The sequence below is a fragment of the Xanthomonas sp. NCPPB 1067 genome (assembly GCF_020783795.1).
In the GTDB taxonomy this organism is placed as follows: Bacteria; Pseudomonadota; Gammaproteobacteria; order Xanthomonadales; family Xanthomonadaceae; genus Xanthomonas; species Xanthomonas melonis.
In genome coordinates this window covers 57,934-82,916 of record NZ_JAJGQG010000016.1, presented here as the reverse complement: position 1 = coordinate 82,916, position 24,983 = coordinate 57,934, and the positions used below count along the sequence as shown (strand labels likewise).

Annotated in this window: 22 protein-coding genes; 17 read left to right on the top strand and 5 right to left on the bottom strand. The window is 66.8% G+C overall.

Annotated elements, in window-relative coordinates; genetic code table 11:
• Positions 1 to 142 precede the first annotated feature (142 nt).
• Complete coding sequence (locus LL962_RS13295; protein ID WP_228317242.1) at positions 143 to 1,363, top strand: molybdopterin molybdotransferase MoeA; 1,221 nt, start codon at positions 143 to 145, stop codon at positions 1,361 to 1,363.
• Positions 1,364 to 1,423: 60 nt separating this feature from the next.
• Here the strand turns inward: LL962_RS13295 and moeB are convergent, their stop codons facing one another.
• Positions 1,424 to 2,626 (bottom strand): molybdopterin-synthase adenylyltransferase MoeB, encoded by a 1,203-nt coding sequence (gene moeB, locus LL962_RS13290; protein ID WP_228317254.1) that lies wholly within the window; start codon positions 2,624 to 2,626, stop codon positions 1,424 to 1,426.
• Between the two features lie 214 nt (positions 2,627 to 2,840).
• Between moeB and LL962_RS13285 the strand changes: the two genes are divergently transcribed.
• Positions 2,841 to 3,413 carry a DUF4142 domain-containing protein gene (locus LL962_RS13285; protein WP_228317241.1) on the top strand — a complete coding sequence of 191 codons (573 nt, stop codon included), beginning with the start codon at positions 2,841 to 2,843 and terminating at the stop codon, positions 3,411 to 3,413.
• A gap of 307 nt (positions 3,414 to 3,720) precedes the next feature.
• Here the strand turns inward: LL962_RS13285 and LL962_RS13280 are convergent, their stop codons facing one another.
• On the bottom strand, positions 3,721 to 4,458 hold the full coding sequence (locus tag LL962_RS13280; protein WP_228317239.1) for an OBAP family protein: 738 nt from the start codon (positions 4,456 to 4,458) through the stop codon (positions 3,721 to 3,723).
• A 170-nt stretch (positions 4,459 to 4,628) separates the two neighbouring features.
• Between LL962_RS13280 and xth the strand changes: the two genes are divergently transcribed.
• The gene (xth, locus tag LL962_RS13275) at positions 4,629 to 5,636 is read left to right on the top strand and encodes an exodeoxyribonuclease III (RefSeq protein ID WP_228317238.1); all 1,008 of its coding nucleotides are present in this window, start codon (positions 4,629 to 4,631) and stop codon (positions 5,634 to 5,636) included.
• A gap of 163 nt (positions 5,637 to 5,799) precedes the next feature.
• Here xth and LL962_RS13270 read toward each other — a convergent pair whose 3' ends face one another.
• Entirely contained in the window at positions 5,800 to 6,075 is a 276-nt protein-coding gene (locus tag LL962_RS13270; RefSeq protein ID WP_104587187.1) for a hypothetical protein, read from the bottom strand.
• 186 nt (positions 6,076 to 6,261) lie between these two features.
• Between LL962_RS13270 and LL962_RS13265 the strand changes: the two genes are divergently transcribed.
• The 3 genes from LL962_RS13265 to LL962_RS13255 are packed head-to-tail and all read left to right on the top strand — an operon-like array spanning position 6,262 to position 8,433.
• Positions 6,262 to 7,512, top strand: coding sequence for a molybdopterin molybdotransferase MoeA (locus LL962_RS13265; protein ID WP_228317237.1), 1,251 nt, complete (start codon positions 6,262 to 6,264; stop codon positions 7,510 to 7,512).
• The gene (locus LL962_RS13260; protein WP_228317236.1) at positions 7,509 to 8,087 is read left to right on the top strand and encodes a molybdenum cofactor guanylyltransferase; all 579 of its coding nucleotides are present in this window, start codon (positions 7,509 to 7,511) and stop codon (positions 8,085 to 8,087) included. Before LL962_RS13265 ends, LL962_RS13260 begins: the two co-directional genes overlap by 4 nt.
• A complete protein-coding gene (locus LL962_RS13255; RefSeq protein WP_228317235.1) occupies positions 8,071 to 8,433 on the top strand; it encodes a hypothetical protein in 363 nt (120 codons plus the stop codon). The genes LL962_RS13260 and LL962_RS13255 overlap by 17 nt, the downstream gene beginning before the upstream one ends.
• Before the next feature lie 114 nt (positions 8,434 to 8,547).
• Here LL962_RS13255 and LL962_RS13250 read toward each other — a convergent pair whose 3' ends face one another.
• Positions 8,548 to 9,552, bottom strand: coding sequence for an NAD(P)-dependent oxidoreductase (locus LL962_RS13250; protein ID WP_228317234.1), 1,005 nt, complete (start codon positions 9,550 to 9,552; stop codon positions 8,548 to 8,550).
• Positions 9,553 to 9,633: 81 nt separating this feature from the next.
• Here LL962_RS13250 and LL962_RS13245 point away from each other — a divergent pair, with 81 nt between their 5' ends.
• From LL962_RS13245 to LL962_RS13195, 11 genes are all read left to right on the top strand, one after another.
• Positions 9,634 to 10,206, top strand: coding sequence for an ANTAR domain-containing response regulator (locus LL962_RS13245; RefSeq protein ID WP_104587116.1), 573 nt, complete (start codon positions 9,634 to 9,636; stop codon positions 10,204 to 10,206).
• A gap of 4 nt (positions 10,207 to 10,210) precedes the next feature.
• Positions 10,211 to 11,284, top strand: a complete 1,074-nt coding sequence (locus tag LL962_RS13240; protein WP_228317233.1) for a CmpA/NrtA family ABC transporter substrate-binding protein — start codon at positions 10,211 to 10,213, stop codon at positions 11,282 to 11,284.
• Positions 11,285 to 11,833: 549 nt separating this feature from the next.
• The gene (locus LL962_RS13235) at positions 11,834 to 13,003 is read left to right on the top strand and encodes a nitrate/nitrite transporter (protein WP_208621431.1); all 1,170 of its coding nucleotides are present in this window, start codon (positions 11,834 to 11,836) and stop codon (positions 13,001 to 13,003) included.
• 58 nt (positions 13,004 to 13,061) lie between these two features.
• Entirely contained in the window at positions 13,062 to 15,479 is a 2,418-nt protein-coding gene (gene nirB / locus LL962_RS13230) for a nitrite reductase large subunit NirB (protein WP_230429240.1), read from the top strand.
• Positions 15,476 to 15,841 carry a nitrite reductase small subunit NirD gene (nirD, locus tag LL962_RS13225; protein ID WP_167395301.1) on the top strand — a complete coding sequence of 122 codons (366 nt, stop codon included), beginning with the start codon at positions 15,476 to 15,478 and terminating at the stop codon, positions 15,839 to 15,841. Before nirB ends, nirD begins: the two co-directional genes overlap by 4 nt.
• A complete protein-coding gene (locus tag LL962_RS13220; protein ID WP_228317232.1) occupies positions 15,838 to 18,636 on the top strand; it encodes a nitrate reductase in 2,799 nt (932 codons plus the stop codon). Before nirD ends, LL962_RS13220 begins: the two co-directional genes overlap by 4 nt.
• A 65-nt stretch (positions 18,637 to 18,701) precedes the next feature.
• Entirely contained in the window at positions 18,702 to 19,448 is a 747-nt protein-coding gene (gene cobA, locus LL962_RS13215; protein WP_228317252.1) for a uroporphyrinogen-III C-methyltransferase, read from the top strand.
• A gap of 568 nt (positions 19,449 to 20,016) precedes the next feature.
• Complete coding sequence (locus LL962_RS13210; protein WP_104587111.1) at positions 20,017 to 20,274, top strand: KGG domain-containing protein; 258 nt, start codon at positions 20,017 to 20,019, stop codon at positions 20,272 to 20,274.
• A 175-nt stretch (positions 20,275 to 20,449) separates the two neighbouring features.
• On the top strand, positions 20,450 to 20,647 hold the full coding sequence (locus LL962_RS13205) for a hypothetical protein (protein WP_228317231.1): 198 nt from the start codon (positions 20,450 to 20,452) through the stop codon (positions 20,645 to 20,647).
• Positions 20,648 to 20,981: 334 nt separating this feature from the next.
• On the top strand, positions 20,982 to 21,491 hold the full coding sequence (locus LL962_RS13200; protein WP_228317230.1) for a ferritin-like domain-containing protein: 510 nt from the start codon (positions 20,982 to 20,984) through the stop codon (positions 21,489 to 21,491).
• Between the two features lie 107 nt (positions 21,492 to 21,598).
• Positions 21,599 to 22,525: a M14 family metallopeptidase gene (locus tag LL962_RS13195; protein WP_228317229.1), complete on the top strand. Its 927-nt coding sequence runs from the start codon at positions 21,599 to 21,601 to the stop codon at positions 22,523 to 22,525.
• A gap of 147 nt (positions 22,526 to 22,672) precedes the next feature.
• Here LL962_RS13195 and LL962_RS13190 read toward each other — a convergent pair whose 3' ends face one another.
• The gene (locus LL962_RS13190; RefSeq protein WP_228317228.1) at positions 22,673 to 24,484 is read right to left on the bottom strand and encodes an EAL domain-containing protein; all 1,812 of its coding nucleotides are present in this window, start codon (positions 24,482 to 24,484) and stop codon (positions 22,673 to 22,675) included.
• Positions 24,485 to 24,983 lie beyond the last annotated feature (499 nt).

Below are 24,983 nucleotides of genomic sequence, written 5' to 3'. Positions count from 1 at the left end.
ATCTTGCGCAACGCGCATGCGTGAGCTGCAAACACGCCAGGTGCGTGCGCGTGGATCCCCGCAAGCTCTGGTCCAGGTGCGCGCTGCGCGTTGCGCAGCGTTGGCCGGCGGTGCAGATCGGCACGCTGGTATCCTTCGCGGCATGACCGACTATCCCAGCCGTATCGCCTATGCGCAGGCGTTGCAGATCCTGCACACCGTGGCCGGCGCCAGCCGTCCGCCTGACGAAAGCATTGCCACTGCACGTGCCGATGGGCGCATCAGTGCCGCCGACCTGATCGCGCCGCTGGCGCTGCCTCCGTTCGCCAATAGCGCGATGGATGGCTTCGCATTGCGGCATGCGGATCTGATCGAGGCGCAAACGCGTCTGACCCTGGTCGGCGAACAGTTTGCCGGCGAGCGCTGGGATGGCACGCTGGGCCAGGGTCAATGCCTGCGTGTCACCACCGGCGCGCTGCTCCCGGCTGGCGCCGATACCGTGGTGCCCAAGGAGGACACGGAACAGCGCGATGGGACGGTGGTGATCCGTTCTGCGCCGAGCGCCGGTGCAGCGGTGCGGCTGGCCGGCAGCGACGTGCGGGCCGGCGATCTGGTGATCCAGGCTGGGCAAGTACTCACCCCGGCACGCATCGGGCTGGCTGCCGCGCTCGGCGTGTCGCGGCTGACGGTCGCGCCGCGGCCTACCATTGCGGTGCTGGCCACCGGCGACGAGCTGGTCGAGCCTGGCATGCCGCTGGGCCCGGGGCAGATCTACAACAGCAACCGCGACATGCTGATGGCGCAATTGCGCGCCTTGGGCTACGCGCCGACGGCGTGGCCGACCTTGCCCGACGATCCCCAGCGCATCCGCAGCATGCTGGAAGATGCGGCGGCGGCCTTCGACGTGGTGATCACCTGCGGCGGTGTGTCCGCAGGGGAAAAGGATTATCTGCCGCGATTGATCGGCGAGCTCGGCCGGATCCACTTCTGGCGCGTGCGCATGCGTCCAGGTATGCCGGCGGTGCTCGGGCAGATCGGTCGCTGTCTGGTGCTGGGATTGCCGGGCAATCCGGTTTCGGTCCTGGCAACGCTGATCGCCTATGGCGTGCCGTTGCTGGATGGCCTGCAGGGCCGGAGCGAGCCGCGGCCGCTGTGGCATGCGGCTTTGGCCGGTCCTTGGGACAAACGCCACGAGCGCCTTGAATTTCTGCGGGGACGGCTGGAGTGCGGCGCCGACGGTCGCCTCAGCGCGCTGCCGCATCGCGGCGATGCCTCGCATCTGTTGCGCGGCGCGGCAGACAGTAATGCACTGATCGTCTTGCCCGAACAGGCGCGTCGTTTTGAAGCCGGTGAGATCGTGCGGGTGATTCCTTACGCGTTGTGAGCGTATGCGCTCGCGACGGCGGTGCTTGCATGCGATGCAGCACCGCCGCGATGCGCGGCTTCAATCGACCGCGCCAGCGCAAAATGCCGCATAGTCCGGATAGCCAGCGAAGTGCGCGCCGGGTGCGCAGGCCGGGCAGTGCAGATCCGGCCGCAGCCGGATCTCGCGAAAACGCATCGCCAGCGCGTCGAAACTGAGCAGACGCCCGGCCAGAGTCTCGCCGACGCCGAGCAGCAGCTTGACCGTTTCGGTGGCCTGCAGCAGACCGATGACGCCGGGCAGCACGCCGAGCACGCCGGCCTCGGCGCAACTGGGAGCGAACTCGGGCGGCGGTGGCTCCGGGAACAGGCAGCGATAGCAGGGGGCCTCGCCACGCTTGCGGCCAGCGTCGAAGACGCTCAGCTGACCCTCGAACTGTTGCACCGCCCCGTACACCAGCGGCTTGCCGAGATGGACACAAGCGTCGTTGAGCAGGTAGCGGGCTGCGAAGTTGTCGGCCCCGTCGACCACCACATCCACGTTCCGCAACAACTGTTCCACATTGTCGCTGGTCACGCGGCACTGCACCGCTTCGATTTGCACGCGTGGGTTGAGCGCAGCCAGTCGCTGCGCCGCCGAATCGACCTTGGCCAGGCCGATGCTGGCGTCGGTGTGCAGGATCTGGCGCTGCAGATTGCTGCGGTCCACCACATCGTCGTCGGCGATCCGCAGGTGACCGACCCCCGCGGCGGCCAGGTAGAACGCGGCGGGCGAGCCGAGGCCGCCCGCACCGACCAGCAGGACGCGCGCGCCTGCCAGGCGCTGCTGTCCTTCGGCGCCGACCTGTGGCAAGCGCAGGTGTCGCGAATAACGCTCCAGAAAATCCGCCTCGTCCGTTGGTATTGCGGGTCGCACCAGCGGCAAGCCGTCGCGCCGCCATGCGGTGGTGCCGCCAAGCACCGACCGCACACGTGCATACCCTTGTGCGCGCAGCGATGCCACAAGTCGCGCGGAACGTTTGCCGCTTTGACAGATCAGCAGCACTTCGCGTTCGGGGTCCGGCAGATGCCGTGCGGGCGCAGTTTCCAGATCCGCCTGCGCAACGGCCAGCGCGCCTTCGGCCTGGCCGTCGACGCGTTCGTGCGCGTGGCGGATGTCGATCAGCACCGCACCGCGCAGGGCGCGGTCACGGGCATCGGCGGGTGCAAGCTCATCGGTCATGCGGCTATTGTCGCGCAAAGCCTCGGGCCGATGGTGATCGCCTGTGTTGCATCGGACAGGCATCGGCGCCTTATGGCCTCTCAGGCACGCGTCTCTCACGCAGACGGATCGTGACCTCTTCGCCCATAGCGGTCTCGGCAACGCAGCGATGTGTTCGGCGCGGACGCTCGTTGTGCTTCGCAGCAGTACGTCTTCGCCATCTGTCCACATGGACACGACAGCTGAGTCACGCAGCGGTGGCCAGCATCGGCGCACCACATCCGCCCGGAGAAGATGCATGAAAACCACATCCCCTTTGTTGATGACGCTCGCCCTGTCTGCCGCACTGGCGACGAGCGCGCAGGCGCAGACATCCACGCAACCGGGCAACGCTTCGGCGGGAGCCATGCAGGCTGCGGCGCCCAGCGCGAGCGAGAAGCAGGCCCTGGGCGTGCTGAGCGCGATCAACACCAGCGAGATCAACGCGGCCAACCTGGCGTTGAAGAAGCAGACGACCGGCGCTGTGCGCGAGTACGCCACGCGCATGCTCAGGGAGCATACCGAGAACAACCAGAAGATCGCCAAATGGTCGCCGGACACCTCTGCAGCGGATGCCAAGCTGCAGATGAGCAAGGGCAAGGCCGAATTGAGTCAACTGGAGAAGCTCGACGGCGAGCAATTCCAGGCGGCCTACATCAAGGGCATGGTCAAGGATCACGGCGATGCGTTGGATGCGCTGGACAAGAAGCTGATTCCGGCCGCGCGGACAGCGCAGGTTGCCGACCACTTGAAGACCACGCGTGGTCATGTCGCCGATCATCTGGCGGCGGCCAAGGCTTTGCAAACCGGCGGCAACGCGGCGGCCAGGTAAACCGCAGGCGCGACAAGACGGGGGGAGGCACCGTCACCGATCGGGTGGCGGTGTTTGCGCAGGCGATGTAGACGATCTTGGCTGTTTCGCTGCGACGAGCCAGCTGCGGATGCGGCCGATCTTTCGCACGCAAAGGACAGGCTGCTTCGCTGAAGCGATCGGCGGGCTGATCCATGAAGGCCGGATCTGTCTGCAGGAACGCGCAGGACGCAGCGACCTCACATGGTGTTGGTTGATCGCAGCGCTACGCTGTCACTGCGATGGATCATGCCCGCGGGGTCGCCGCGTCGTGACTGCTTGCAGCGCCTCATTGCGCCGCCTCAGCGTCCACCACGCCGGGAATGGGTTTGGGATGGGGGAAATGGCGTCGCAAGGCATCGACGCCCTGCTGCGGTTTTGCGAGTTCGGTAAGGTCTGTGCGGTTTGCACGACGTTCTGCAGTGGAAACGGCAGCCGCCTTGTCGCGTCGTTCGATCAGTGGCTGCTGGATCTCGCCGTCGCGATTGAAAGACCATGCCAGCATCGGTTCGCCCAGGGGCAATGTGTCGCCCGGCGCCGTTCCCTTCTGCGAATGCCAGGTGTGCCAGGTCTTGCCGTAACTGTTCATCTTGCTGCGCATGAGTTCCTTTTCCGCCAGCAAGGGAAGATTGGGCGCGGACAACTGGCCCGAGAGGATTTCGCCATTGTGCGGGTGCCAGAACCTGCGCTCGTGTTCCGGCAACTGCGCGAACAGCGTTTCGGAAATGATGTATTCGATGCCGGTCAGGTTCGCTTCGTCGGTATTGCCGTCATAGAGCGCGCACTGGGCAAGATCCTGATTCACCTGATGACAGTAATGGTGGGCTTCCATCTGCTCGTTCGGTGCCTCCTTCATGGGATGAAAGCCGACCAGATAGATATCGAGTTTGCCGACCGGGCCGTTGGATTGCAGCACCTTGGCGCCGGCTTCCAGAACATCGGTCTTGGCGGTTTCTTCAGCGCCGGGAGGCGTGACCGGCGGCGGGGTGCGCGAACATGCGGCGCATAGCGCCAGGGGCAGCAGCAAGCTGGACGGGTGCATGGGATCTTCTTCCTGATGACGATCCCTCAGACTATGGATGCATCGAGTCGGCGGCATGTGAGTACGCCGCCGCTGCGTGCAGCTTCACTTCGCTTGAGCATGGCGTTCATGCTGCTGCCACGATGCTCGTCATCCACGTCAACGGCCATTCCATCATGACCGTCGCATCCCGCAGGATTGCCACCTACAACGTCAACGGCATCGGCAGCCGCCTGCCGCATCTACTGGAATGGTTGCGGCGCGAGCAGCCGGACATCGTGGGTCTGCAGGAGCTCAAGTGCACCCAGGACGCATTTCCGGAACAGGCGATCCGCGAGGCGGGTTACGGGGTGATCTGGCACGGCCAGCGTGCCTGGAACGGGGTTGCGCTGCTGGCGCGCGGCGCCGAGCCGATCGAGATCCGCCGCGGCCTGCCGTGGGACCCGGCCGATGCACAGAGTCGGTATCTGGAGGCTGCCATCCACGGAATCGTGGTGGGCTGCCTGTATCTCCCCAACGGCAATCCGCAGCCAGGGCCGAAGTTCGACTACAAGTTGAAGTGGTTCCAGCGTCTGCTGCGGCATGCCAAGACGTTGGTGGATCTGCCGCACCCGGCGATCTTGATCGGCGATTTCAACGTGGTGCCCACCGACGCGCAGATCTACGACCCGAAAGGCTGGCGCCGCGATGCGCTGCTGCAACCGGAAAGCCGCGCCTGCTACGCGCAGCTACTGGCGCAGGGCTGGGTCGATGCCTTGCAGGCCATTCATGGCGATGCACCGGTGTATACGTTCTGGGATTATTTTCGCCAGCATTTCGCGCGCGATCGTGGCCTGCGCATCGACCATCTGCTGCTCAACCGCACACTGGCGCCCGGGCTGCGCGATGCGGGAGTGGACAAATGGGTGCGGGCCTTGGAGAAGGCCAGCGATCACGCGCCGACCTGGGTCCAGCTCCAGCTGCCCGCGACCGATGCGCCGCCGGCATCGGCTGGATCGCGCAAGCGTGCAGGCGTCACACCCGCCGCGCCAAGGCGCGCCTCAGGCGGACCAGCGAAAACGGGCGCCTCGCCCGCGCGCAGCCACCGTGCCACCGCGCCGAAGCAGGGGCGGGAGCCACCATCGGCGGGTAAAACCGCGTCGCCCAGGCCGCCGGCGCGACGAGCGACTCGCAAGAGCGATTGACCGCATGTCGCAGCGCTCGGCCGGCGTGTGGACGGCGCATGCGAGCGGAGCGGACGTGTAATACCTGAAGATTCGGGGCCTGGCGTGACGACTGCGCAGTCGGCCTGTAGTCGCGCGGTCGGGCACGCGGAGCCGGGACACACGTCCGCGCCATGCGCTGTGCTCAAGCCTGTGCACCTTGCCGCTTGCGCTTGATGCGTTGCAAGACATAACCGGTGATGCCGGTGGCCAGGATCAATCCATTGCTGACCACGAACACCGCATTGCCCACCAGCGCGCTGTAGAGAATGAACAACAGCGAGGCGGTGATCTGGCCGATGAACAACCAGCGCGAGACGCCGTGGCCCTGATCGCTGCACCACTGTTTGTAGATCTGCCGGATCAGGGTGGCGATAAGCACGGCGCTGGCGAGCCAGCCGACGCTGTCGACAAAATTCATGAACAAAAGCGAAGAGGGCGACATCCGTACTGTGCCGGGTACGCTGTGGGCGGCGCGTTCGAGCAATGTCTGGCGGTACGCATCGCTCCAGTCGTGCGTACGCGCTGCGACCGGTTCGATATCCGCTACGGGGATGGCCGGGTATCCTAGCCGGGTGATCCACCCAACCCGGCCATTGCCCTGCCCATGATCAGCTATGCCGAGGCGCTTGTGTGCCTGCACCAGCAGGTGGTGCCGCTCGCCAGCGAGTGGGTGGACAGCGCCGATGCGCAGGGCCGTGTGCTGGCGCAGACCCTGCTGAGCCCGGATGCGCTACCGCCGTTCGACAACAGTGCGATGGATGGGGTGGCGCTGGCCACTGGCGGACATGGTGCGGCGGCAGGGAGCGAGCATCGCATCGCCGGCAGCCTGGCCGCAGGCGAGGACGCGGTGCATGCGGCCGGGTCGGCGTGGGAGATCATGACGGGAGCCGCTCTGCCGGCAGCCGCCGATGCGGTGGTGCCGATCGAGCAGATCGAGATCCTGGCGCAGCACGACGCACGCCTTGGCCGTATTCGGCTGCGCGCGGATGCGCGCGCCGGCCAGCACATTCGCCGCCGGGGTGAGGACGTGGCCGTCGACGCTCCAGTGATCGCAGCCGGTACCGTGCTGCGCGGGGCGCATGCCCTGCTGCTGGCAGCGCTGGGCTGCGCGCGCGTGGAGGTGGTGCGGCAGCCACGTGTGGCGCTGATCGCCACCGGTCGCGAGCTGGTCGGCGAGCCCGCGCAGCCGCTGCAGCCTGGGCAGATCCGCGATGGCACCAGTGCCTATCTGGTCGGCCAGCTACGTGCGGCCGGTGCACGAGCGGTATGGCAGGGGCGGGTGGGCGACGAGGTGGCGGCATTCGATGCCGCCCTGGCCCAGGCGCGCGGGTCCGGCGCGGAGCTGATCCTCAGCACCGGCGCGGTCTCGCGTGGCCGCTACGACTTCATCCCCGATGCGCTGGCCCGCCACGGTGCGCAGCTGCTGTTCCATAAGGTGGCGGTGCGGCCAGGCAAGCCGATACTGCTGGCGCGGCTGCCCGATGGCGTGTTGTATGTCGGCCTGCCCGGCAATCCGATGGCGAGCGCTGCCGGGCTGCGGTTTTTCGTCGAGCCGATGTTGCGCGGACTGCTCGGCATGCCACCGGAGCAGGGTCTGCCGGTGGTCCTGCAGACACCGTTGCAGGCACGGCCGATCTGGCGGCAACACCTGCGTGCGCGCCTGCTGTGCGACGGCGCTGGCCAGTTGTCGGTGCAGGTCCTGCCGCAGCAGGAATCGTTCCGCGTGGCGCCGTTGCTGCAGGCCAATGCGTGGGTGGTGCTGGAGCCGCAGCCGGACGCTGCCGCCCCCAGCACGCGGGCCCAGGTATACGGCCTGGGCCATCTGCATCCAGCCGCGCCGGCGTTCGAGCCTTGACGCCGGGCCCGTCCGCGCCTGTCTGGACCGGGGTGGTATTGGCCGGCGGGCAGTCCTCGCGCATGGGGCGCGACAAGGCCATGCTGCCCTGGCATGGGCAACCGCTGCTTGCGCATATGCAGGCGCTGCTGCGCGATGCCGGGGCGCAGCGGGTGCTGATCAGCGGCGACCGCCCCGGCTACTCCGGCATCGCCGACGTGCAGCCAGACCTGGGGCCGCTGGGCGGCCTTGCCAGCGTCATCGCGCAGATGGGCGATGCGACCACGCTGGTGGTGGTGCCGGTGGACATGCCGCTCTTGTCGACATCGCTGATCGAGCGCCTGCTGGCGCCTGTGCGGCAGCGCTGTGTCGTGTTCGACGAGCAGATGCTGCCGATGCGGCTGTGCCTCGATGCCGCCGTGCGTGAAGCATTGGCGGCGTTGATGGAAGGAGCGGCCTCGGCACGCTCGTTGCGTGGACTGCAGCGAACACTGCATTGCCATCGCGTGGCTGTCACCGCCAGCGAACGCGCCGCGTTCGTCAATTGCAATACGCCCGAGCAGTGGAGTCAGCTCATTCATGAAAATCCAGATTGAAGGTCAGCATCTGCGGTTCCGCATCGACGAAGCCGAACTGGCCACGCTGCTGGCCGGGCATAGCGTGGATAACCTCAGCCGGCTGCCCAGCGGGCAGGGCGCACGGCTGGTGCGGCACACGGTGAGCCTGACCGGCGGCCATGCGGCCTGCAACTGTGCCACCGACCATTGGCAACTGTCGGTGCCGCGCGACGCGCTGGAAGCGCATGCGCGACGCTTGCCCAGCCGCGACGGCCTGCGCTTCAGTTTCGATGCGGGCGCCGGACATGCCGAACACATGGCGCTGCAGGTGACCTTCGATATCGATGTGCGCGACAGTGCACGCAAGCGCCTGGCGAAGGAGTGACCAGGCGGTACGCATCGCCTTGGCACGCCCGGCGGTCCGAAGTGTCGGACGGTACGCAGGCGCCGCTGCGCTCGGCGCTCATTGCCTGAGCTCAGGCTCCCGTGGTCGATGTCCTCATGGCGCCGGCCGCTTGCGGCGTTCCTGATGGATGCCCGGCACGCGTTCGCAGGCCAGTCCGTGGGCCCGCAGTGCGGCTGTGATCGAGGCTGCGCTGGTATCGTCGTAGCCGGTGCCGCTGCGCAGCGCGACCACGTGCAGCCCTTCGCCTGCCAGCTCCAGCAGCAGTGCCTGTTGTAGCGCCGAATCCTGCGGCAGGGCACGGCGGGAAGCGTCGCGGCGCGCGAGTTCGAGCACGGCATCGGGAATGTCGGCGGCGACCAGTAGCACGTCGGCCAGATTCATCGCACGCAGCGCTTTTAGCGTGAGCAAACCCGGATCGCCCGGGCCGGTACCGACCAGCTGCACGCTGCCGCGCGCCGGCACCGCGCCGGCATCGTCCAGCGCGGCGTCGAACGCGGCTTCCGCAGCGGCATCCTCGCCGGCCTGCAGCAGCAGTGGCACCCGCCCATCGATCACGCCGTCGAACCAGCGCCGGCGGCGGTTCATGTCCGGGAGCTGGCTGCGGATGCGCTCGCGATGGCGGGCGAACAGGCCGGCGAGGCGACCCACCGAGGCGTCCAGCTCGCGCTCCAGCCGCTCGCGCAGGCGACGTGCCAGCATCGGGGCCGCTCCCGCCGACGAAATGGCGATCACCAGCGGGTCGCGGTCCACGATCGCCGGCACCTGGTAGGTCGACAGTTCGGCATCGTCCACCACGTTGACCAGACGCTGACGCGCGCCCGCGGCAGCGGCGACGCGCTGGTTCAAATCGGTGTCGTCGGTGGCCGCGACCACCAGCCACACCGTGTCGATCCAGGCTGGGTCGAAGGCACCGCTCAGCCGCGCGAAGCGCCCGGCCTGCATCAACTCCTCCAGCTCGGGCGAGAGGGCATGCGCATGCAGACGAATCTGCGCACCGGCCTTGAGCAAGGCCAGCACCTTGCGCGTGGCGACCTCGCCGCCGCCGATCACCAGCACGGCGCGTCCCTGCAGGTTTGCGAACAACGGGAACAACGGCATGGCCCACTCCGAAAGATGACTCGCGCCGACCGCATGTTGCATGGCAACATCGGCTCACGTCCACACGCCTCGCCACCGCCAATGCGTGTTCTGCTGGTCAACGATACCGAAAAGCCGATCGGCGAACTGCGCCAGGCGCTGACGCGCGCCGGTTACACGGTGCTCGACGATGTGGCGTCGGTCGGTGCGTTGCTGCACGCGGTGCAGAGCCAGCAGCCGGATGTGGTGGTGATCGACGTGGATTCGCCTTCGCGCGACACCCTGGAACAGTTGTCGATGCTGCACACGCATGCGCCGCGCCCGGTGGTGATGTTTTCCGGCGACGGCGACGATGCGCTGATCCATGCGGCCGTCGGTGCAGGCGTCACTGCCTATGTGGTGGACGGCCTGTCGCCGACGCGGCTGGCGCCGATCGTGCAGGTGGCGCTGGCCCGCTTCGCGCAGGAGAGCAGCATGCGCAAGCGCCTGGACGAGGTGCAGCAGGCCCTGCAGGACCGCAAGCAGATCGACCGCGCCAAGGGGCTGCTGATGGAAAAACGCGGCCTCAGCGAGGCCGATGCGTATGCCGCGCTGCGCCAGCAGGCGATGAAGCAGGGCGTCAAACTGGCCGAGGTGGCGCGACGCATCGTGGCCATGGCCGAATTGCTGGGATGAACCGATGAGCCAAGCCGAACTTCCCACGTTGCGCGTGGCCTACATGCCGCTGATCGATTGCGCGCCCCTGGTGGCCGCGCAGCGGCTGGGGCTGGACCGCGCACATGGCCTGCAGCTGGATCTGCGGCGGCAGGCCTCGTGGGCCGGCGTGCGCGATCGGCTGCTCGCCGGCGAGGTGGATGCAGCGCACGCGCTGGCCAGCCTGGTGTACGCGATCGAGCTGGGCATCGCCGGGCCGCAATGCCCGATGGCCTTGCTGATGACGCTCAACCACAATGGCCAGGCGATCACCTTGGCCCCGGCATTGGCGCAGGCATTGGCCGACGGGCAGGCATTGCCGAAGGCGTTGGCCGGACTGGGCCGGCGCGCAGTGTTCGCGCAGACCTTCCCCACCGGCACGCACGCGTTATGGCTGTATTACTGGCTGGCCGCGCGCGGGGTGGACCCGATGCGCGATGTCGACGTCCTCACGATTCCGCCACCGCAAATGCCCACGGCCCTGGGCAGCGGGCTGGTGGATGGCTACTGCTCGGGCGAGCCGTGGGCGGCGGTGGCGCAGGCGCAGGGTGTCGGAGTGCGGCTGATTCGCAGCGGCGAGTTGTGGCCGGGGCATCCGGAAAAGGTACTGGCCTGCCGGCGCGAGTTCGCGGCCCTGCAACCGGAAGCGGCGCAGCGGCTGACCGCGTGCGTGCTGGAGGCCTGCCGCTGGCTGGAGGCGGCACAGGACCACCGCGCGCAGTGCGCGCAGTGGCTGTCCGAGCCGCAGCATATCGGGGTCTCGGCCACCCATCTGCTCACTTGCCTGGACGCGGTTACCGATGCCTGCAACGGCGACGCGACGGCGCTGGCTTTCCATCGCGATGGAACGGTGAACATGCCGTGGCTGTCCGATGGAGAGTGGTTCCTGAGCCAGTTCCAGCGGTGGGGATGGCATGACGTCCAGGACGAGGACATGGCGCGGCTGCGGGAGATCCATCGCACGGACAGCTACCGCAGTGCCGCAGCGCGGCTGGGGATAGCGGTGCCGGATGACGATCGCCGTCGCAATCGGCTTTTCGATCTACGCTTGGGCGATTGACGGGCTTTGATCCGTTGCTGTGGCGTAGCGTGTCCGATCCGCCATGTCCGCGTTTCGGATCCTTGCGCCGCGTGGTGTCCTCGCCGCGTGCGGGACGCTGTGGCGGCATGGATGCCGCCACGCAGCCTGCAGGGATGGATTCACGGCGTGTCCCGCATGCGGTGAGGGCACCGCGCGCGCCAGGCTTGCCGGCTTGCGCACGGTATTGGTGCATCGCTGCACGAAAGCCGGGAGCGGTCGGGTGTGGCAACGGACGCCGGCCGGCCACAGGCAAGACATGCCTGTAATGAAAACACCATTTTTCAACGACTTGTGCGTGCGTGACGGCCAGGTGAGCGAGTTGGCACGTTGATTGCGTAGCAGTTGGCTGCGGGCGCAACGGCGTGCCCGCAACAACATGCAAGACGGTGCTGCAGATCAACGGCGATCTGTTGCATCCAGGACAACGGCGTCCTTCCGGTTTACCGGAGGGGCGCCTTTTTTTTGGCCATCGCATCCGAAGAGGTCTCCATGCAGCGTTCGTTCTGGCGATCCGGGCATACGCCCACCTTGTTCGCATCCTTCCTGTATTTCGACCTGAGCTTCATGGTGTGGTACCTGCTGGGTCCGTTGCAGGTACCGATCGCGCAGTCGCTGGGCCTGGATACGCAGCAGCGTGCCCTGATGGTGGCGGTGCCGATCCTGTGCGGCGCTGTGCTGCGTCTGGTACTGGGCATGTTCGCCGATCGCATCGGCGCCAAGCGCGCCGGTATGGTCGCGCAGCTCGCGGTGATCGCGGCGCTGTTCGGCGCCTGGCAACTGGGCGTGCACAGCATGGGACAGGTGCTGCTGCTGGGCGTGTTGCTCGGTATTGCGGGCGCCTCGTTTGCGGTGGCCTTGCCGCTGGCATCGCGCTGGTATCCGCCCGAGCATCAGGGCACCGCGATGGGCATTGCCGGTGCAGGCAATTCCGGCACGGTGCTGGCGGCGTTGTTCGCACCGATGCTGGCGGCCGCCTTCGGTTATCAGGACGTGTTCGGGCTGGCATGCATCCCGTTGGTGCTGACGCTGATCGTGTTCGCGACCATCGCCAAAGAGGCGCCCACGCCGGTCGCACGCAAGCAATGGTCCGATTACGGACGGGTGTTGGTGGGCAACCGCGATGCGTGGCGCTTCATGTTCTTCTATGCCATCACCTTCGGTGGCTTCTCCGGCTTCGCCAGCGCCTTGCCGGGCTACTTCCACGATCAGTTCGGCTTCGACGCGCGTACCGCCGGCTGGGCGACGGCGGCCTGCGTGCTGGCCGGCTCGGTCATGCGCCCGCTGGGCGGCGTGATCGCCGACCGTGTCGGCGGCACGCGTGCCCTGCTGACGGTGTACCTGCTGGTGGCCTCGCTGGTGGGCATCGCCGGCTTCGGCGCGGGCGGCGCCACGATCACGCTGGCGCTGTTCGTCCTGACCCTGCTGTGCCTGGGCGCGGGCAACGGCGCGGTGTTCCAGCTCGTGCCGCAGCGCTTCGGGCAGGACATCGGCGTGATGACCGGCCTGATCGGCATGGCCGGCGGCATCGGCGGCTTCGCGCTGGCGGCCGGGCTGGGCGTGCTCAAGCAGCACACCGGCAGCTATGCGTTGGGCATGTGGCTGTTCTCCGCATTCGCGCTTGGCGGCTGGGGCCTGCTGGCCGGCGTCAAGACCCAGTGGCGCAGCGAATGGTCCACCGCCGGCGCGGCGCGCGTCTGACATGTCGACAGGAATCCAGGCAATGAAGCAACCCAGACTCGTCGTCATCGGCAATGGCATGGCCGGCATCCGCACCGTGGAAGAGCTGCTCAAGCTGATGCCGGGCATGTACCACATCACCGTGTTCGGCGCCGAGCCACACCCCAACTACAACCGCATCCTGTTGTCGCCGGTGCTGGCCGGCGAGCAGGAGTTCGACGACATCGTGTTGAACCCGCTGCAGTGGTACCGCGACAACGGCATCCATCTGCATTTGAACACCGAAGTCACCCGCATCGATCGTGTGCGCCGCCGGGTGATCGCCGCCGACGGGACCGAGGCCGAATACGACCGGCTGCTGATCGCCACCGGCTCGGTGCCGTTCGTGTTGCCGATTCCGGGCAACGATCTGAAGGGCGTGATCGGATACCGCGATATCCAGGACACCCGCACCATGATCGACACCGCGCGCAGCAAGCGGCACGCGGTGGTGATCGGCGGTGGGCTGCTGGGCCTGGAAGCGGCCAACGGCCTGAAAGTGCGTGGCATGGACGTGACCGTGGTGCACCTGGCCGGCTGGCTGCTGGAACGCCAGCTCGATCCGGTGGCCGGCAACCTGTTGCAGCAGGCGCTGCGCGCGCGTGGGCTGGAATTCCGTCTGAACACCGCCACCAGCGCTCTGCTCGGCAATGCGCAGGGCGAGGTGGTCGGGGTGAAGTTCGCCGATGGCAGCGAGATCCCGGCCGACCTGGTGGTCATGGCGGCCGGCATCCGCCCCAATACGCGGCTGGCCGAAGAGGCCGGCATCCATTGCTCGCGCGGCATCGTGGTCAACGACAGCCTGCAGAGCTTCGACCCGCGCGTGTACGCAGTGGGCGAGTGCGCAAACCATCGTGGTATCGCCTACGGCCTGGTGGCGCCGTTGTTCGAGCAGGCCAAGGTCTGCGCGAACCATCTGGCGCAGTTCGGCATCGGCATCTATCGCGGCTCGGTGGCCTCGACCAAGCTCAAGGTCACCGGCATCGATCTGTTCTCGGCTGGCGATTTCATGGGCGGCGACGGCTGCGAGGAGATCGTGCTGTCCGATCCCGCCGGCGGCGTCTACAAGAAGCTGGTGATCCGCGACGACGTGCTGGTGGGGGCCTGCCTGTATGGCGACACCGGCGATGGCGGCTGGTACTTCAAGCTGCTCAAGGACGGCACACCGATCCAGGCGCAGCGCGATCAGCTGATCTTCGGCGAAAGCGCGTTGGGCGATGCCGGCACCGGTGGCCAGGATCGCGCCAGCGTGATGGCCGACAGCGACGAAGTCTGCGGCTGCAACGGCGTGTGCAAGGGCACGATTGTCAGGGCGATCAGCGAGCAGGGTCTGTTCACCGTCGACGAGGTGAAGAAGCACACCAAGGCCGCCAGTTCCTGCGGTTCGTGCACCGGGCTGGTGGAGCAGATCCTGATGAACTGCCTGGGCTCCAACTTCCAGGAAACCCCCAAGACCAAGGCGGTGTGCGCCTGTACCGATCTGAGTCATGGCGAGGTGCGTCGCGCCATCCGCGAGCACAAGCTGCTGACCCATGCGCAGGCCTACGCCTTCATGGAATGGCGCACGCCCAACGGCTGCGCCACCTGCCGGCCGGCGATCAACTACTACATGCTGTCGACCTGGCCACATGAAGCCATCGACGATCCGCAGTCGCGTTTCATCAACGAACGCGCGCACGCCAACATCCAGAAGGACGGCACCTTCTCGGTGATTCCGCAGATGAAGGGCGGGGTCACCAATGCCGGCGAGCTGCGCCGCATCGCCGATGTGGCCGACAAGTACGCGGTGCCGATGGTCAAGGTCACCGGTGGGCAGCGCATCGATCTGCTCGGGGTCAAGAAGGAGGATCTGGTGGATGTGTGGCGCGACCTGGGCATGCCCTCCGGCCACGCCTACGGCAAGTCCATCCGCACGGTGAAGACCTGCGTGGGCAGCGAGTTCTGCCGCTTCGGCACGCAGAACAGCACGCAGATGGGCATCGACCTGGAGACCATGCTGGCCAATATGTGGAGCCCGCACAAGGTGAAGCTGGCGGTATCCGGCTGCCCGCGCAACTGCGCCGAGTCCGGCATCAAGGACGTGGGCATCATCGCAGTGGATTCGGGCTGGGAGCTGCACGTCGGCGGCAACGGCGGCATCAAGACCGAGGTGGCGCGTTTCCTTGTCAAGGTGAGCACGCCCGAGGAAGTGCGCGAATACACCGGTGCGTTCCTGCAGCTGTACCGCGAGCAGGCCTATTACCTGGATCGCACCGTGCACTACATCGCGCGGGTGGGGCTGGATTACATCCGTGCCCAGGTGGTCGACGATGCGGCCAACCGGCGTGCGCTGTACGAGCGCCTGCTGTATTCGCTGGAGGGTCTGGTCGATCCGTGGAAGGCGCGCATTGCCGGAGAGCGTCGGCAGGAATATCAACCGCTGCGGATCGCAGCGCCTGCCGCAACGGTGGAGGGATGAGCATGCACGACAATGCGTGGGTCCATGTGTGCGCGCTGCAGGAATTGCCGACGCTGGGCGCACGCGTGCTGGAAGTCGATGGCCTGCCGCCGATCGCCATCTTCCGCACTGCCAGCGATCAGGTGTTCGCATTGCGCGACCGTTGCCCGCACAAGGGCGGGCCGCTGTCGCAAGGCATCGTGGCCGGCGACACGGTGACCTGCCCGCTGCATGGCTGGGCGATCGGCCTGCAGAGCGGGCAGGCCTGCGCGCCGGACGTGGGGTGCGCTCCGCGCTATCCGGTGAAAGTGGAGAGCGGTGCGGTGTGGATCGTGTTGCAGCCGGTGCAGGCGCCGGAGGCCGTCGCCGAGCCCGCGGCATGAGCGAGGGCCTGTCGTCTCCATCCCCGCAGACCGTTGCGCAAGCGTCCGTGGCGTCGCCGATGCACCGCATCACGCGTTCGACCTGCTGCTACTGCGGGGTCGGCTGCGGTGTGCTGATCCACAGCGAGCACGACGACGCGGGCGAGCGCATCGTCGGCATCGAAGGCGATCCGCAGCATCCGGCCAACTATGGGCGCCTGTGCAGCAAGGGGCTGGCGCTGCCGCAGACGACCACCAGCACGCAGGGGCGGGTACTCGTCCCGGAACTGCGCCGACACCGACAGGCGCCCCGTGCGCCGGTGAGCTGGGAGCAGGCGTTCGCTCATGTGACCAACAAACTGGCGGCCATCGTCCAGGAGCATGGGCCCGATGCGGTGGCGTTCTACCTCTCCGGCCAGTTGCTGACCGAGGACTACTACGTCTTCAACAAACTGGCCAAGGGGCTGCTCGGCACCAACAACATCGACACCAACTCGCGGCTGTGCATGTCCAGCGCGGTCACCGGCTACAAGCTGGCGCTGGGCGCCGACGGCCCGCCCACCTGCTACGAAGATCTGGAGCTGGCGCAGACGGTGCTGTTCGCCGGCAGCAACATGGCGTATGCGCATCCGGTGTTGTTCCGACGCCTGGAAGCGGCACGCGCGCGCAACCCCGAGGTCCGCTGGATCGTGATCGATCCGCGCCGCACCGATACCGCAGCCATGGCCGACCTGCACCTGGCGATCGAACCCGGGACCGACGTCGCCCTGTTCAACGGCATGCTGCATCACCTGATCTGGGAGGGTCTGGTGGATGCGCGTTTCGTTGCGGCGCATACCGAGGACTTCGACGACCTCAAGCGAATGCTGCGCGAATACACCCCGCGCATGAGCGCCGAGATCTGCGGTATCTCGCACGAGGACCTGGTGCAGGCGGCCGAGTGGTTCGGACGCAGCCCGGCGGCATTGTCGTTGTATTGCATGGGCCTGAATCAGTCTGCGCACGGCACCGACAAGAATCTGGCCCTGATCAATCTGCATCTGGCCACCGGGCAGATCGGCAAACCCGGTGCGGGGCCGTTCTCGTTGACCGGCCAACCCAACGCGATGGGTGGGCGCGAAGTGGGCGGCATGGCGACGATGCTGGCCGCGCACCGCGAGATCGGCAATGCCGGGCATCGTGCGGAAGTGGAGGCGCTATGGGGCGTACCGGCGGGGCGCATCAGCGACACCCCGGGCACGCCGGCCGTGCAGTTGTTCGAACGTCTGCGCGCCGGCACGCTGAAAGCGGTGTGGATCGTGTGCACCAATCCCGTGCATTCGATGCCGGATATCGCCGGCGTGCGCGCGGCCCTGGAGCAGGCCGAACTGGTGATCGTGCAGGACGCGTTTGCCGGCACCGACACCGTGCCGTATGCCGATGTGCTGCTGCCCGCCGCCAGCTGGGGCGAAAAGGACGGCACCGTGACCAACTCCGAGCGCCGCATCACTCGCGTGCGCAAGGCAGTGGAGCCGCCAGGCCAGGCGCGTGCGGATTGGTGGATCGCCCGCGAGGTGGCGCGTGGGTTGGAAGCCAGATTGCAACCGGGCACAGCGGGCGGGCTATTCGCTTTCGAGACCACCGCGCAGGTCTTCGACGAGCACCGCGCGTTGACGGTGGGCCGGGATCTGGATATCGGCGGCCTGGATTACGCCGTGCTGGACCACGGCCCGCAGCACTGGCCGTTTCCGGCAGGCAGCACGCAGGGGCAGGCGCGGCGCTATGCCGATGGCGTGTTCGCCACTGCCAACGGACGCGCGCGCTTCCACGCCACCGCGTATCGCAAGGTGGCCGAGGCGACCTCGGCGCGCTTTCCGATGCGGCTGCTGACCGGTCGTCTGCGCGATCAGTGGCATGGCATGTCGCGCAGCGGGCGAGTGGCGGCCGCGTTCGCGCACAGCCCGGAACCGAGCTTGCGCATGCATCCGGACGATGCGGCGCGGCGCGGGCTGGTGGCCGGCGACCTGGTGCAGGTCGCCAGCAAGCGCGGCGCCCTGGTGCTGCCGCTGGAGCTGTCCGACGAACTGCGCTCGGGTACGGTGTTTGCGGCGATGCACTGGAGCGGGCAGACGCTCTCCAGTGGCGGCATCAATGAGGTGAGCACGCCGGCAGTGGACGCGCGCTCGCAGCAACCCGAGCTCAAGCACGCGGCCGTGCGGGTGGAGAAGGCGGCGTTCGGCTGGCACCTGCTGGCCGCCCGGCGCGGCGACGCGCTGGTCCTGCAACAGGCGCTGCAGCCGCTGTTGCGCGCCTGCGGCTATGCCAGCCTGCGCCTGCATGCCGAGCCATTGCCAGACGCCGCCGGGCAATGGGCGGTGTTGCACGCGGCCTGCGAACGTGCGCCCGATGCGGCGTGGATCGATCGCCTGGTCGCCGCGCTGCAGCTGCCGGCCGGCGCCGATGTGCTGGAGTATCGCGATCTGCGCCGCGGGCTGATGCGCCGTGTCGGTTGGCGAACGCAGGATGGGCAGAGCCATATCGACGGCCTGTTGCTCACTGCCGCCCAGCCCAGCGATGCCAATCACGCGCTGCTGACCACCGCACTGACCGGCAATCCGTGGCGTGGTGCGCGGCTGGCGGTATTCGCGCAGGCACCCAGCGTGCCCAGCGACCCCATCGTCTGCACCTGCATGAATGTCGCGGCTTCGGCGATCCATGCGGCCATCGACGACGGCGCCGATGTGGCGCAGCTCAAGCACCGTCTGGGCTGCGGCACCGTGTGTGGCTCCTGCGTTCCGCAACTCACCCGGCTATGCCGCCAACCTCGGCTGGCCTGATGCCCCATCTTCCTCCACACACTGCGAGATCCTTCATGTCTGTCACACCTTCCTGCGCGCGTGATGTGGTGTTGTTGTCCGCCGGCCCTGGCGATCTGGAACTGCTCACCATCAAGGCGGTCAAGGCGCTGGCGTCGGCGCAGGTCCTCTTGCTCGACGATCTGGCCAACCCCGAGATCGTGGAGCTGGCACCGCAGGCGCGCGTGATCCGCGTGGGCAAGCGCGGCGGCTGCCGCTCCACGCCGCAGGAGTTCATCTGCCGCCTGATGCGGCGTTACGCCCTGCAGGGGCTGCGTGTGGTGCGGGTCAAGGGCGGCGACGCGCTGTTGTTCGGTCGCGCCGGCGAAGAGATCGATTTCCTGCGCCGAGCCGGCGTTGGTGTGCAGGTGATCAACGGCGTCAGTGCGGCATTTGCCGCTGCCGCTGTGCTGGAAGTCTCGTTGACCCATCGCAGCCACTGCCATGGCATCACCTTCGTCACTGCGCATACGCACGACCATGGCGAGCCGAATTGGGGGGCGTTGGCCGCCAGTGGCACCACGCTGGGCATCTATATGGGGCTGCGCCGTGCAGAGGCGTTGGCAGCGGCCTTGCTGGCGCACCTGCCGGCCAGCACGCCGGCCGCCATCGTGCAGGCGGCCACACGTGCGGAACAGCAACGCCGGCTCACCACGCTGGGCGAGCTGGGCGCCACCGCAGCGACGCTGCCCGCGGGCCTGCCCACCTTGCTGCTGGTGGGCGGCGCGCTGGGCGAAGCGTCGATGGCGTGCGACGATCGCGGCGTTGCGCTGCTGCAGCACGCGATCGGCTGATCCGTCGCGCAAGATCACATCATCTGCGGGCCGGCAATCGCCGATGGCCTTGCCCGCAGAGCTCTGCCGGCGTCACGCACAGGTGGCCACGAACCAGGCGCGGGCAGGGCAGCTGCCTTGGCGTCGCTGCAGGCCGGCACACGTGAGCATGTCGCTCCGCTCCCGCATGGGAGCGCAGTGCGGTGCGCCCCACAGCAGTCCACACAGTGCACGACGGATGCCAATCCTTGTGTCGGCGCTGCACAGAGGGGCAATCCGCTCCACGCCCACGCATCCATCTGCATCCGCATGCACGCCGGACCCAGCGCCGATCCGGCGAGCAATGCAGCCGGTGGAGGGCAACGCGTGCCGTCCGGCTGCCGTCAGCGCCACGGCGTGGTAGCGCTAACCGTCCAAGCCGCAATCCATCTGCGCGTGTGTCAGGTGTGCAAGATTTGCGCAGCGAGCGCAGCGGTTTCTTCCTGCATCGGGGCGGTGTGCACCGCCCAGCCTGGTTTTGCGGGTTGGCACGATAGTTGCGGTAAGGCTCTTACCCAATGACGTACCCGATGTATCGAGAGGAGGCACAGTGGAAGACGGACAAAACAGTACCCGTAGCCGGCGCGGTTTTGCAGCATTGGATCCGGAGAAGCGCCGCATCCTGGCCAGCAGTGGCGGTAAGGCAGCGCATGCCAGCGGCAATGCACACGAATTCACCAGTGACGAAGCACGCGAGGCAGGCCGCAAAGGTGGTCAGGCGGTCAGTCGTGATCGCGATCACATGTCGCGTATCGGCAGCAAGGGTGGCCGCTCCAAGCAGGCCAAGCCGCAGGAAGAATCCGCCTGATGAAGAACCGGCACGCTGCGGCGTGCCGGTTCTCTCAAGGGTCGCAGGATCGGCGGTCGGGCTCCAGCAGAGCGTCTGCGAGCGAAATCATGTCGGTAAGCAATCGATTGCAAAATGAAGTATCTGATAATCAAGCATTCGCACCAGGGCGCCATGGGCGGGCTGTAACTGGTTGATGTCGCTGCGCAAACAGGCGCGAGTGAAAAATTTGCAAGCCTGCCGAAGGGACGACATCGATTGCAGTAAAAATCTGCACTCGGCGCTGGCGAGCCTATCCCGCATCGGCAAATCCTGCATCCGCCTCGGCGATGCCGCTGAAACAGCTGGCAGGACCGCTGCGCTGGCGCCAAAGCGGGCGCGGCAGATGCCCTGAACCGTTAGGGACCGTATGTGCGCTCCGGTCCCCAGCGCACCCTCTTCGCACCTCACGCTTGCCCGCTGCGCCCGTCCGCAGGTTGGAAATATGTGTCGTATCGGCGGGCAGCATGAACAGCTGATGGCACCAACGCGCGCGCCGGTGTGGCGATGAGGCTGGCGTGGTTCGCGTGCAGTGCAAGGCAAGCGCGCCACCGTGCCCCGGGAGAGGTCTGTATGGGCTGGCGATCTCGAGAGCAGGGCGCGACATGCCGTTCACTGGATGCAGCCGCGTCTTTCATGCGGGGGGCTCCAGGCTGAAATTCCGTCATCACTCTCACTGGAGCGCCCACATGGCAGAGCCGAACGAAAATCTGATGGACTGGTTGCGCGATGCGCATGCAATGGAGCAGCAGGCCGAGCAGATGCTCAAGGCCCAGGCCGCGCGTATCGAGCATTATCCGCAGCTCAAGGCGCGCATCGAGCAGCATCTGGAGGAAACGCTGGGACAGCAACGCCTGGTCGAGTCGTGCATCGAGCGCCTGGGAGGGTCGCCGTCCGTGGTCAAGGATGCCATGGGCAAGATGGCCGCATTCGGGCAGGCGATGGGCGGCATGACTGCGTCCGACGAGATCATCAAGGGCGCGATGGCCGGATATGTGTTCGAGAATCTCGAGATCGCCACCTATACCGCGTTGCTGGGCGCGGCCAGGACTGTCGGCGATGTCCAGACCCAGCAGGTCTGCGAGCAGATCCTGCCGCAGGAGCAAGCGATGGCCGACTGGTTGCTGGCCCATCTGCCCGAGCTTACCGAAGAGTTCCTGGTGCGCGATGCCACCCCGGGCGTGACAGCGAAAAAGTAATGCGCCTCGATCGTCCTGGCAGTTGCATGGCCCCGCATTGCGGGGCCTTTTTGCGCCAGCGCCTCTTGCCCTTACCCTTGCGCTTCCATCAGCAACGCGGTTCGGCCATGACAATCCAACAGACCTATCCGATCGGCACCCCCGGGCGCCCCTGGGAAGAGGCCGAGCGCAGCGCCTGGCGCGCGCGCCAGCTGCCCAGGCGTAGCTATGCGATCGATGTCGAACAGCCCATTGCCGCATTGGCCGCGTGCTATGACTGTGAGCAATACGGCACGATCGTCTCGGCGACCGACCGCTACCGGCTGCTGGCGCTACGCAGTGCCATGTGGAATGCCGCGCTGCCATGCGCACTGGTCACCGGTGGCGTGCATGGGTACGAAACCAGTGGTGTGCAGGGGGCGCTGCAATTCCTCCAACAGCGTGGCGCGGACTATGCCGGCAGGATCAATCTGCTGGTGGCACCTTGCGTCAATCCCTGGGGATACGAGCGCGTCCAGCGCTGGAATGCCGAGGCGGTGGATCCAAACCGCGCGTTCGGCCCGCATAGCCCGGCGGCGGAGTCGGCGGCGCTGATGCAACTGGTCGCTGCAACGCCGGGGCGAATGCTGGTGCACATCGACCTGCATGAAACCACCGACAGCGACGAAAGCGAGTTCCGCCCAGCGCTGGCCGCGCGCGACGGCGTGGCATTCGTGCCGGGCAGCATTCCCGACGGGTTCTATCTGGTGGGCGACAGCGAGGATCCGCAACCGGAGTTCCAGCAGGCGGTGATCGCGGCGGTGGCAAAGATCACGCACATCGCGCCACCCGATGCGCAGGGCCAGATCATCGGCGCGCCAGTGGCAGCTCACGGCGTCATCCATTACCCGGTCCGACGGTTGGGCCTGTGCGCTGGCGTCACCGACGCCCGCTACCGCACCACCACCGAGGTTTATCCGGATAGCCCCAAGGCCACGCCCGCGCAGTGCAATGCAGCGCAGGTGGCCGCGATCTGCGCTGCGCTGGATCACGCATTGGCGCAGCCGGGCGGTTGAGCGTCGTCTCGGCGACGGGTGTCCATGGATCTGTCCAGGGCGGTGTGCACTCACGTCCGGTCGTTCACCGCAGGCAGATCCGCAGTGACCGTGGAGGAGGTGCGTCGACTGCATCGACGGCAGCGGGGCTTCATTGCGGCAGTGACATCAGGGCAGGCGCCCCTGCGCAGTGGCCTGGCGCACATAGTCGGCCACCAGGTGCGCCTCCATCGGTCTGGACAGCAGATAGCCCTGCGCTTCGTCGCAGCCCCAGCCACGGAGCAGGGCGATCTCGTCGGCATGCTCAACGCCCTCGGCCACGGTGCGATAGCCCAACGCGCTCGCCAACCGCACGACCGCCTCTGCGCGCGTCTGCATGCCGGATTTGTTGGCAATCCCGGTCACCAGCGAGCGATCCAGCTTGAGGACGTTGACCGGCAGTTCGGTGAGGTAGCCGAAGTTGCTGTAGCCGGTCCCGAAGTCGTCGATGGCCACGCTGACGCCGGCCTCGCGCAGTGCACGCAGGCGCGGAACCGCTTCGACGTTGCTGCGCAGCCAGCGGCCCTCGGTGATTTCCAGTTCGATCCGCGCGGTGGGGATCTCCAGCTCCCTGCAGCGGTTGATCACGTCCGCAGCCAGATTGATGTTGCCGAAGTCGCGCGAGGACAGGTTGATCGAAATCGAGAATTCCAGCCCCTGTGCGCGCCACTGCGCCAATTGCTGCAGCGCCTTCTCGATCACCCAGGTGGTGACCGTGCACATCAGCGCGGTCTTCTCGAACAGGGGGATGAACTCGTCCGGGCCGATCGGCCCAAGGCTGGCGTGCTGCCACCGCAGCAAGGCTTCGAAGCCGGTGACCGACAGGTCCGCCAGGTGGATGCGTGGCTGAAACACCAGGCGAAACTCACCCGCCTTCAACGCGCTTTCGGCGTCCAGCGCCAGTCGATAGGAGCGTTGGATGGCATCGTCGTGCGATGCGCTGTACCAGCACACGATGGCGTGGTTGTTGATGGCATCGCCGAGCGCGACCAATCCCTTGCGCATGACGTCGTTGGTATCGGGCCGCTGCGGAGCGAAACGCACCACGCCGGCGTGGAAGGTCAGCGACATCGGTACCCCGGCGGCGTCCACTGGCTTGTGCAGCATGTCGCGCAGATCCAGCAGCAGGTCTTCCATCTCGTCGGGCGCGGAATTGAGCAGGAAGAATGCGAACCGCATTGGCGCCACGTGATACACCGTCGCCTTGCCGCGCAGCGCACGGGTCAGCACGTAGCTGGCATGCCGGATCAATTCTTCCAGCGGCTGCATACCCAGCGCTTGACGCGCTTCGTTGGCGGCCTGGGTATCGTAGACCTCGATGAAGGCCGCGATGGTGGGTACGTGATGGCTGCCCATGGCCAGCGCATCCAGATCCGACTGCAACTGACGCGCGTTGAACAGGCCGCTATGCGGCTCGCGGCGGCCCGCCCCGAACTGCAGTTCCAGTTGTGCGGCAGCCACGTTGGCGAACATGCGCAACTGTTGGTGCTCCTGGCTGGCCAGACGGCGCTCGCGCGTGTCGATCACGCACAGGGTGCCGCAGATTCCGGTTTGTGGCGCGCCGACCGGCACGCAGGCGATAAAGCGCGCCGGCAGCCCGGGAAAGGCCGCGTCACCCAGCTGGATCGATGCCAGTACCTCGTGTTCGATCAACTCGGAAATGCCAGCGGCCGAGGTCGACGCTGGCGGACAGACGGCGATGGCTCGCTCGACATGGTCCGGGTCGATGCCGCGGGCAGCGAGCACGCGCATCCGGCCGCCTTCGGTGATGGTGAGTGCGGCGGCGGGGGCGACCAGCGCATGACACAGCAAGCGGGCGATCTGCTCCAGCGGTTCCATGCCGCCCAAGTCGATCGGGACTCCCGACCAGTCGGACTGGCGTTCCTGCATGTTGTCTCCCGAGGCCGGCGTCATGTCGTCAGATTCCGTGTCGATGATCACGCACTGCACGCGTACTAGAAACATATCCGGGTCGTCGACAGGTGACGAAGCGGCGTTCGGAGCACGCAGACAGGATAATCGCTGGACGAAATTTTTGCGTGCGAACAAGCGGACTCTACGAACCAGAGTATATCGCCCACTGGATATACCCATCGGCTATCGCCGGCGCGTCACCGATGTGGCGAAATCGAATTGGTCTTACCCAATAAGCGAGCGCATCCGGACCGACAATGGGTGCCGCCTGATCGTGCAGGCCAGGCCTGGCAGGAGAGTGGTTCGCCTGGCTGTCAGGATAATCAGTGGCATGAGGCGGCACGGCGACAATGAGCGAAGCGGCATTCCTCTTCGGGCCGCCAATTGTCCCAAAAGAACTATTATTTCAAGCATCCTCTACGATTGACGAATACCGGACGCTGCAATTCGTCGCATCGGCGGGCGCGAGCGGACGAATAGACAGATCGGCCCGGAATGGCGTGCATCTTTATAGTTAGTGATATTA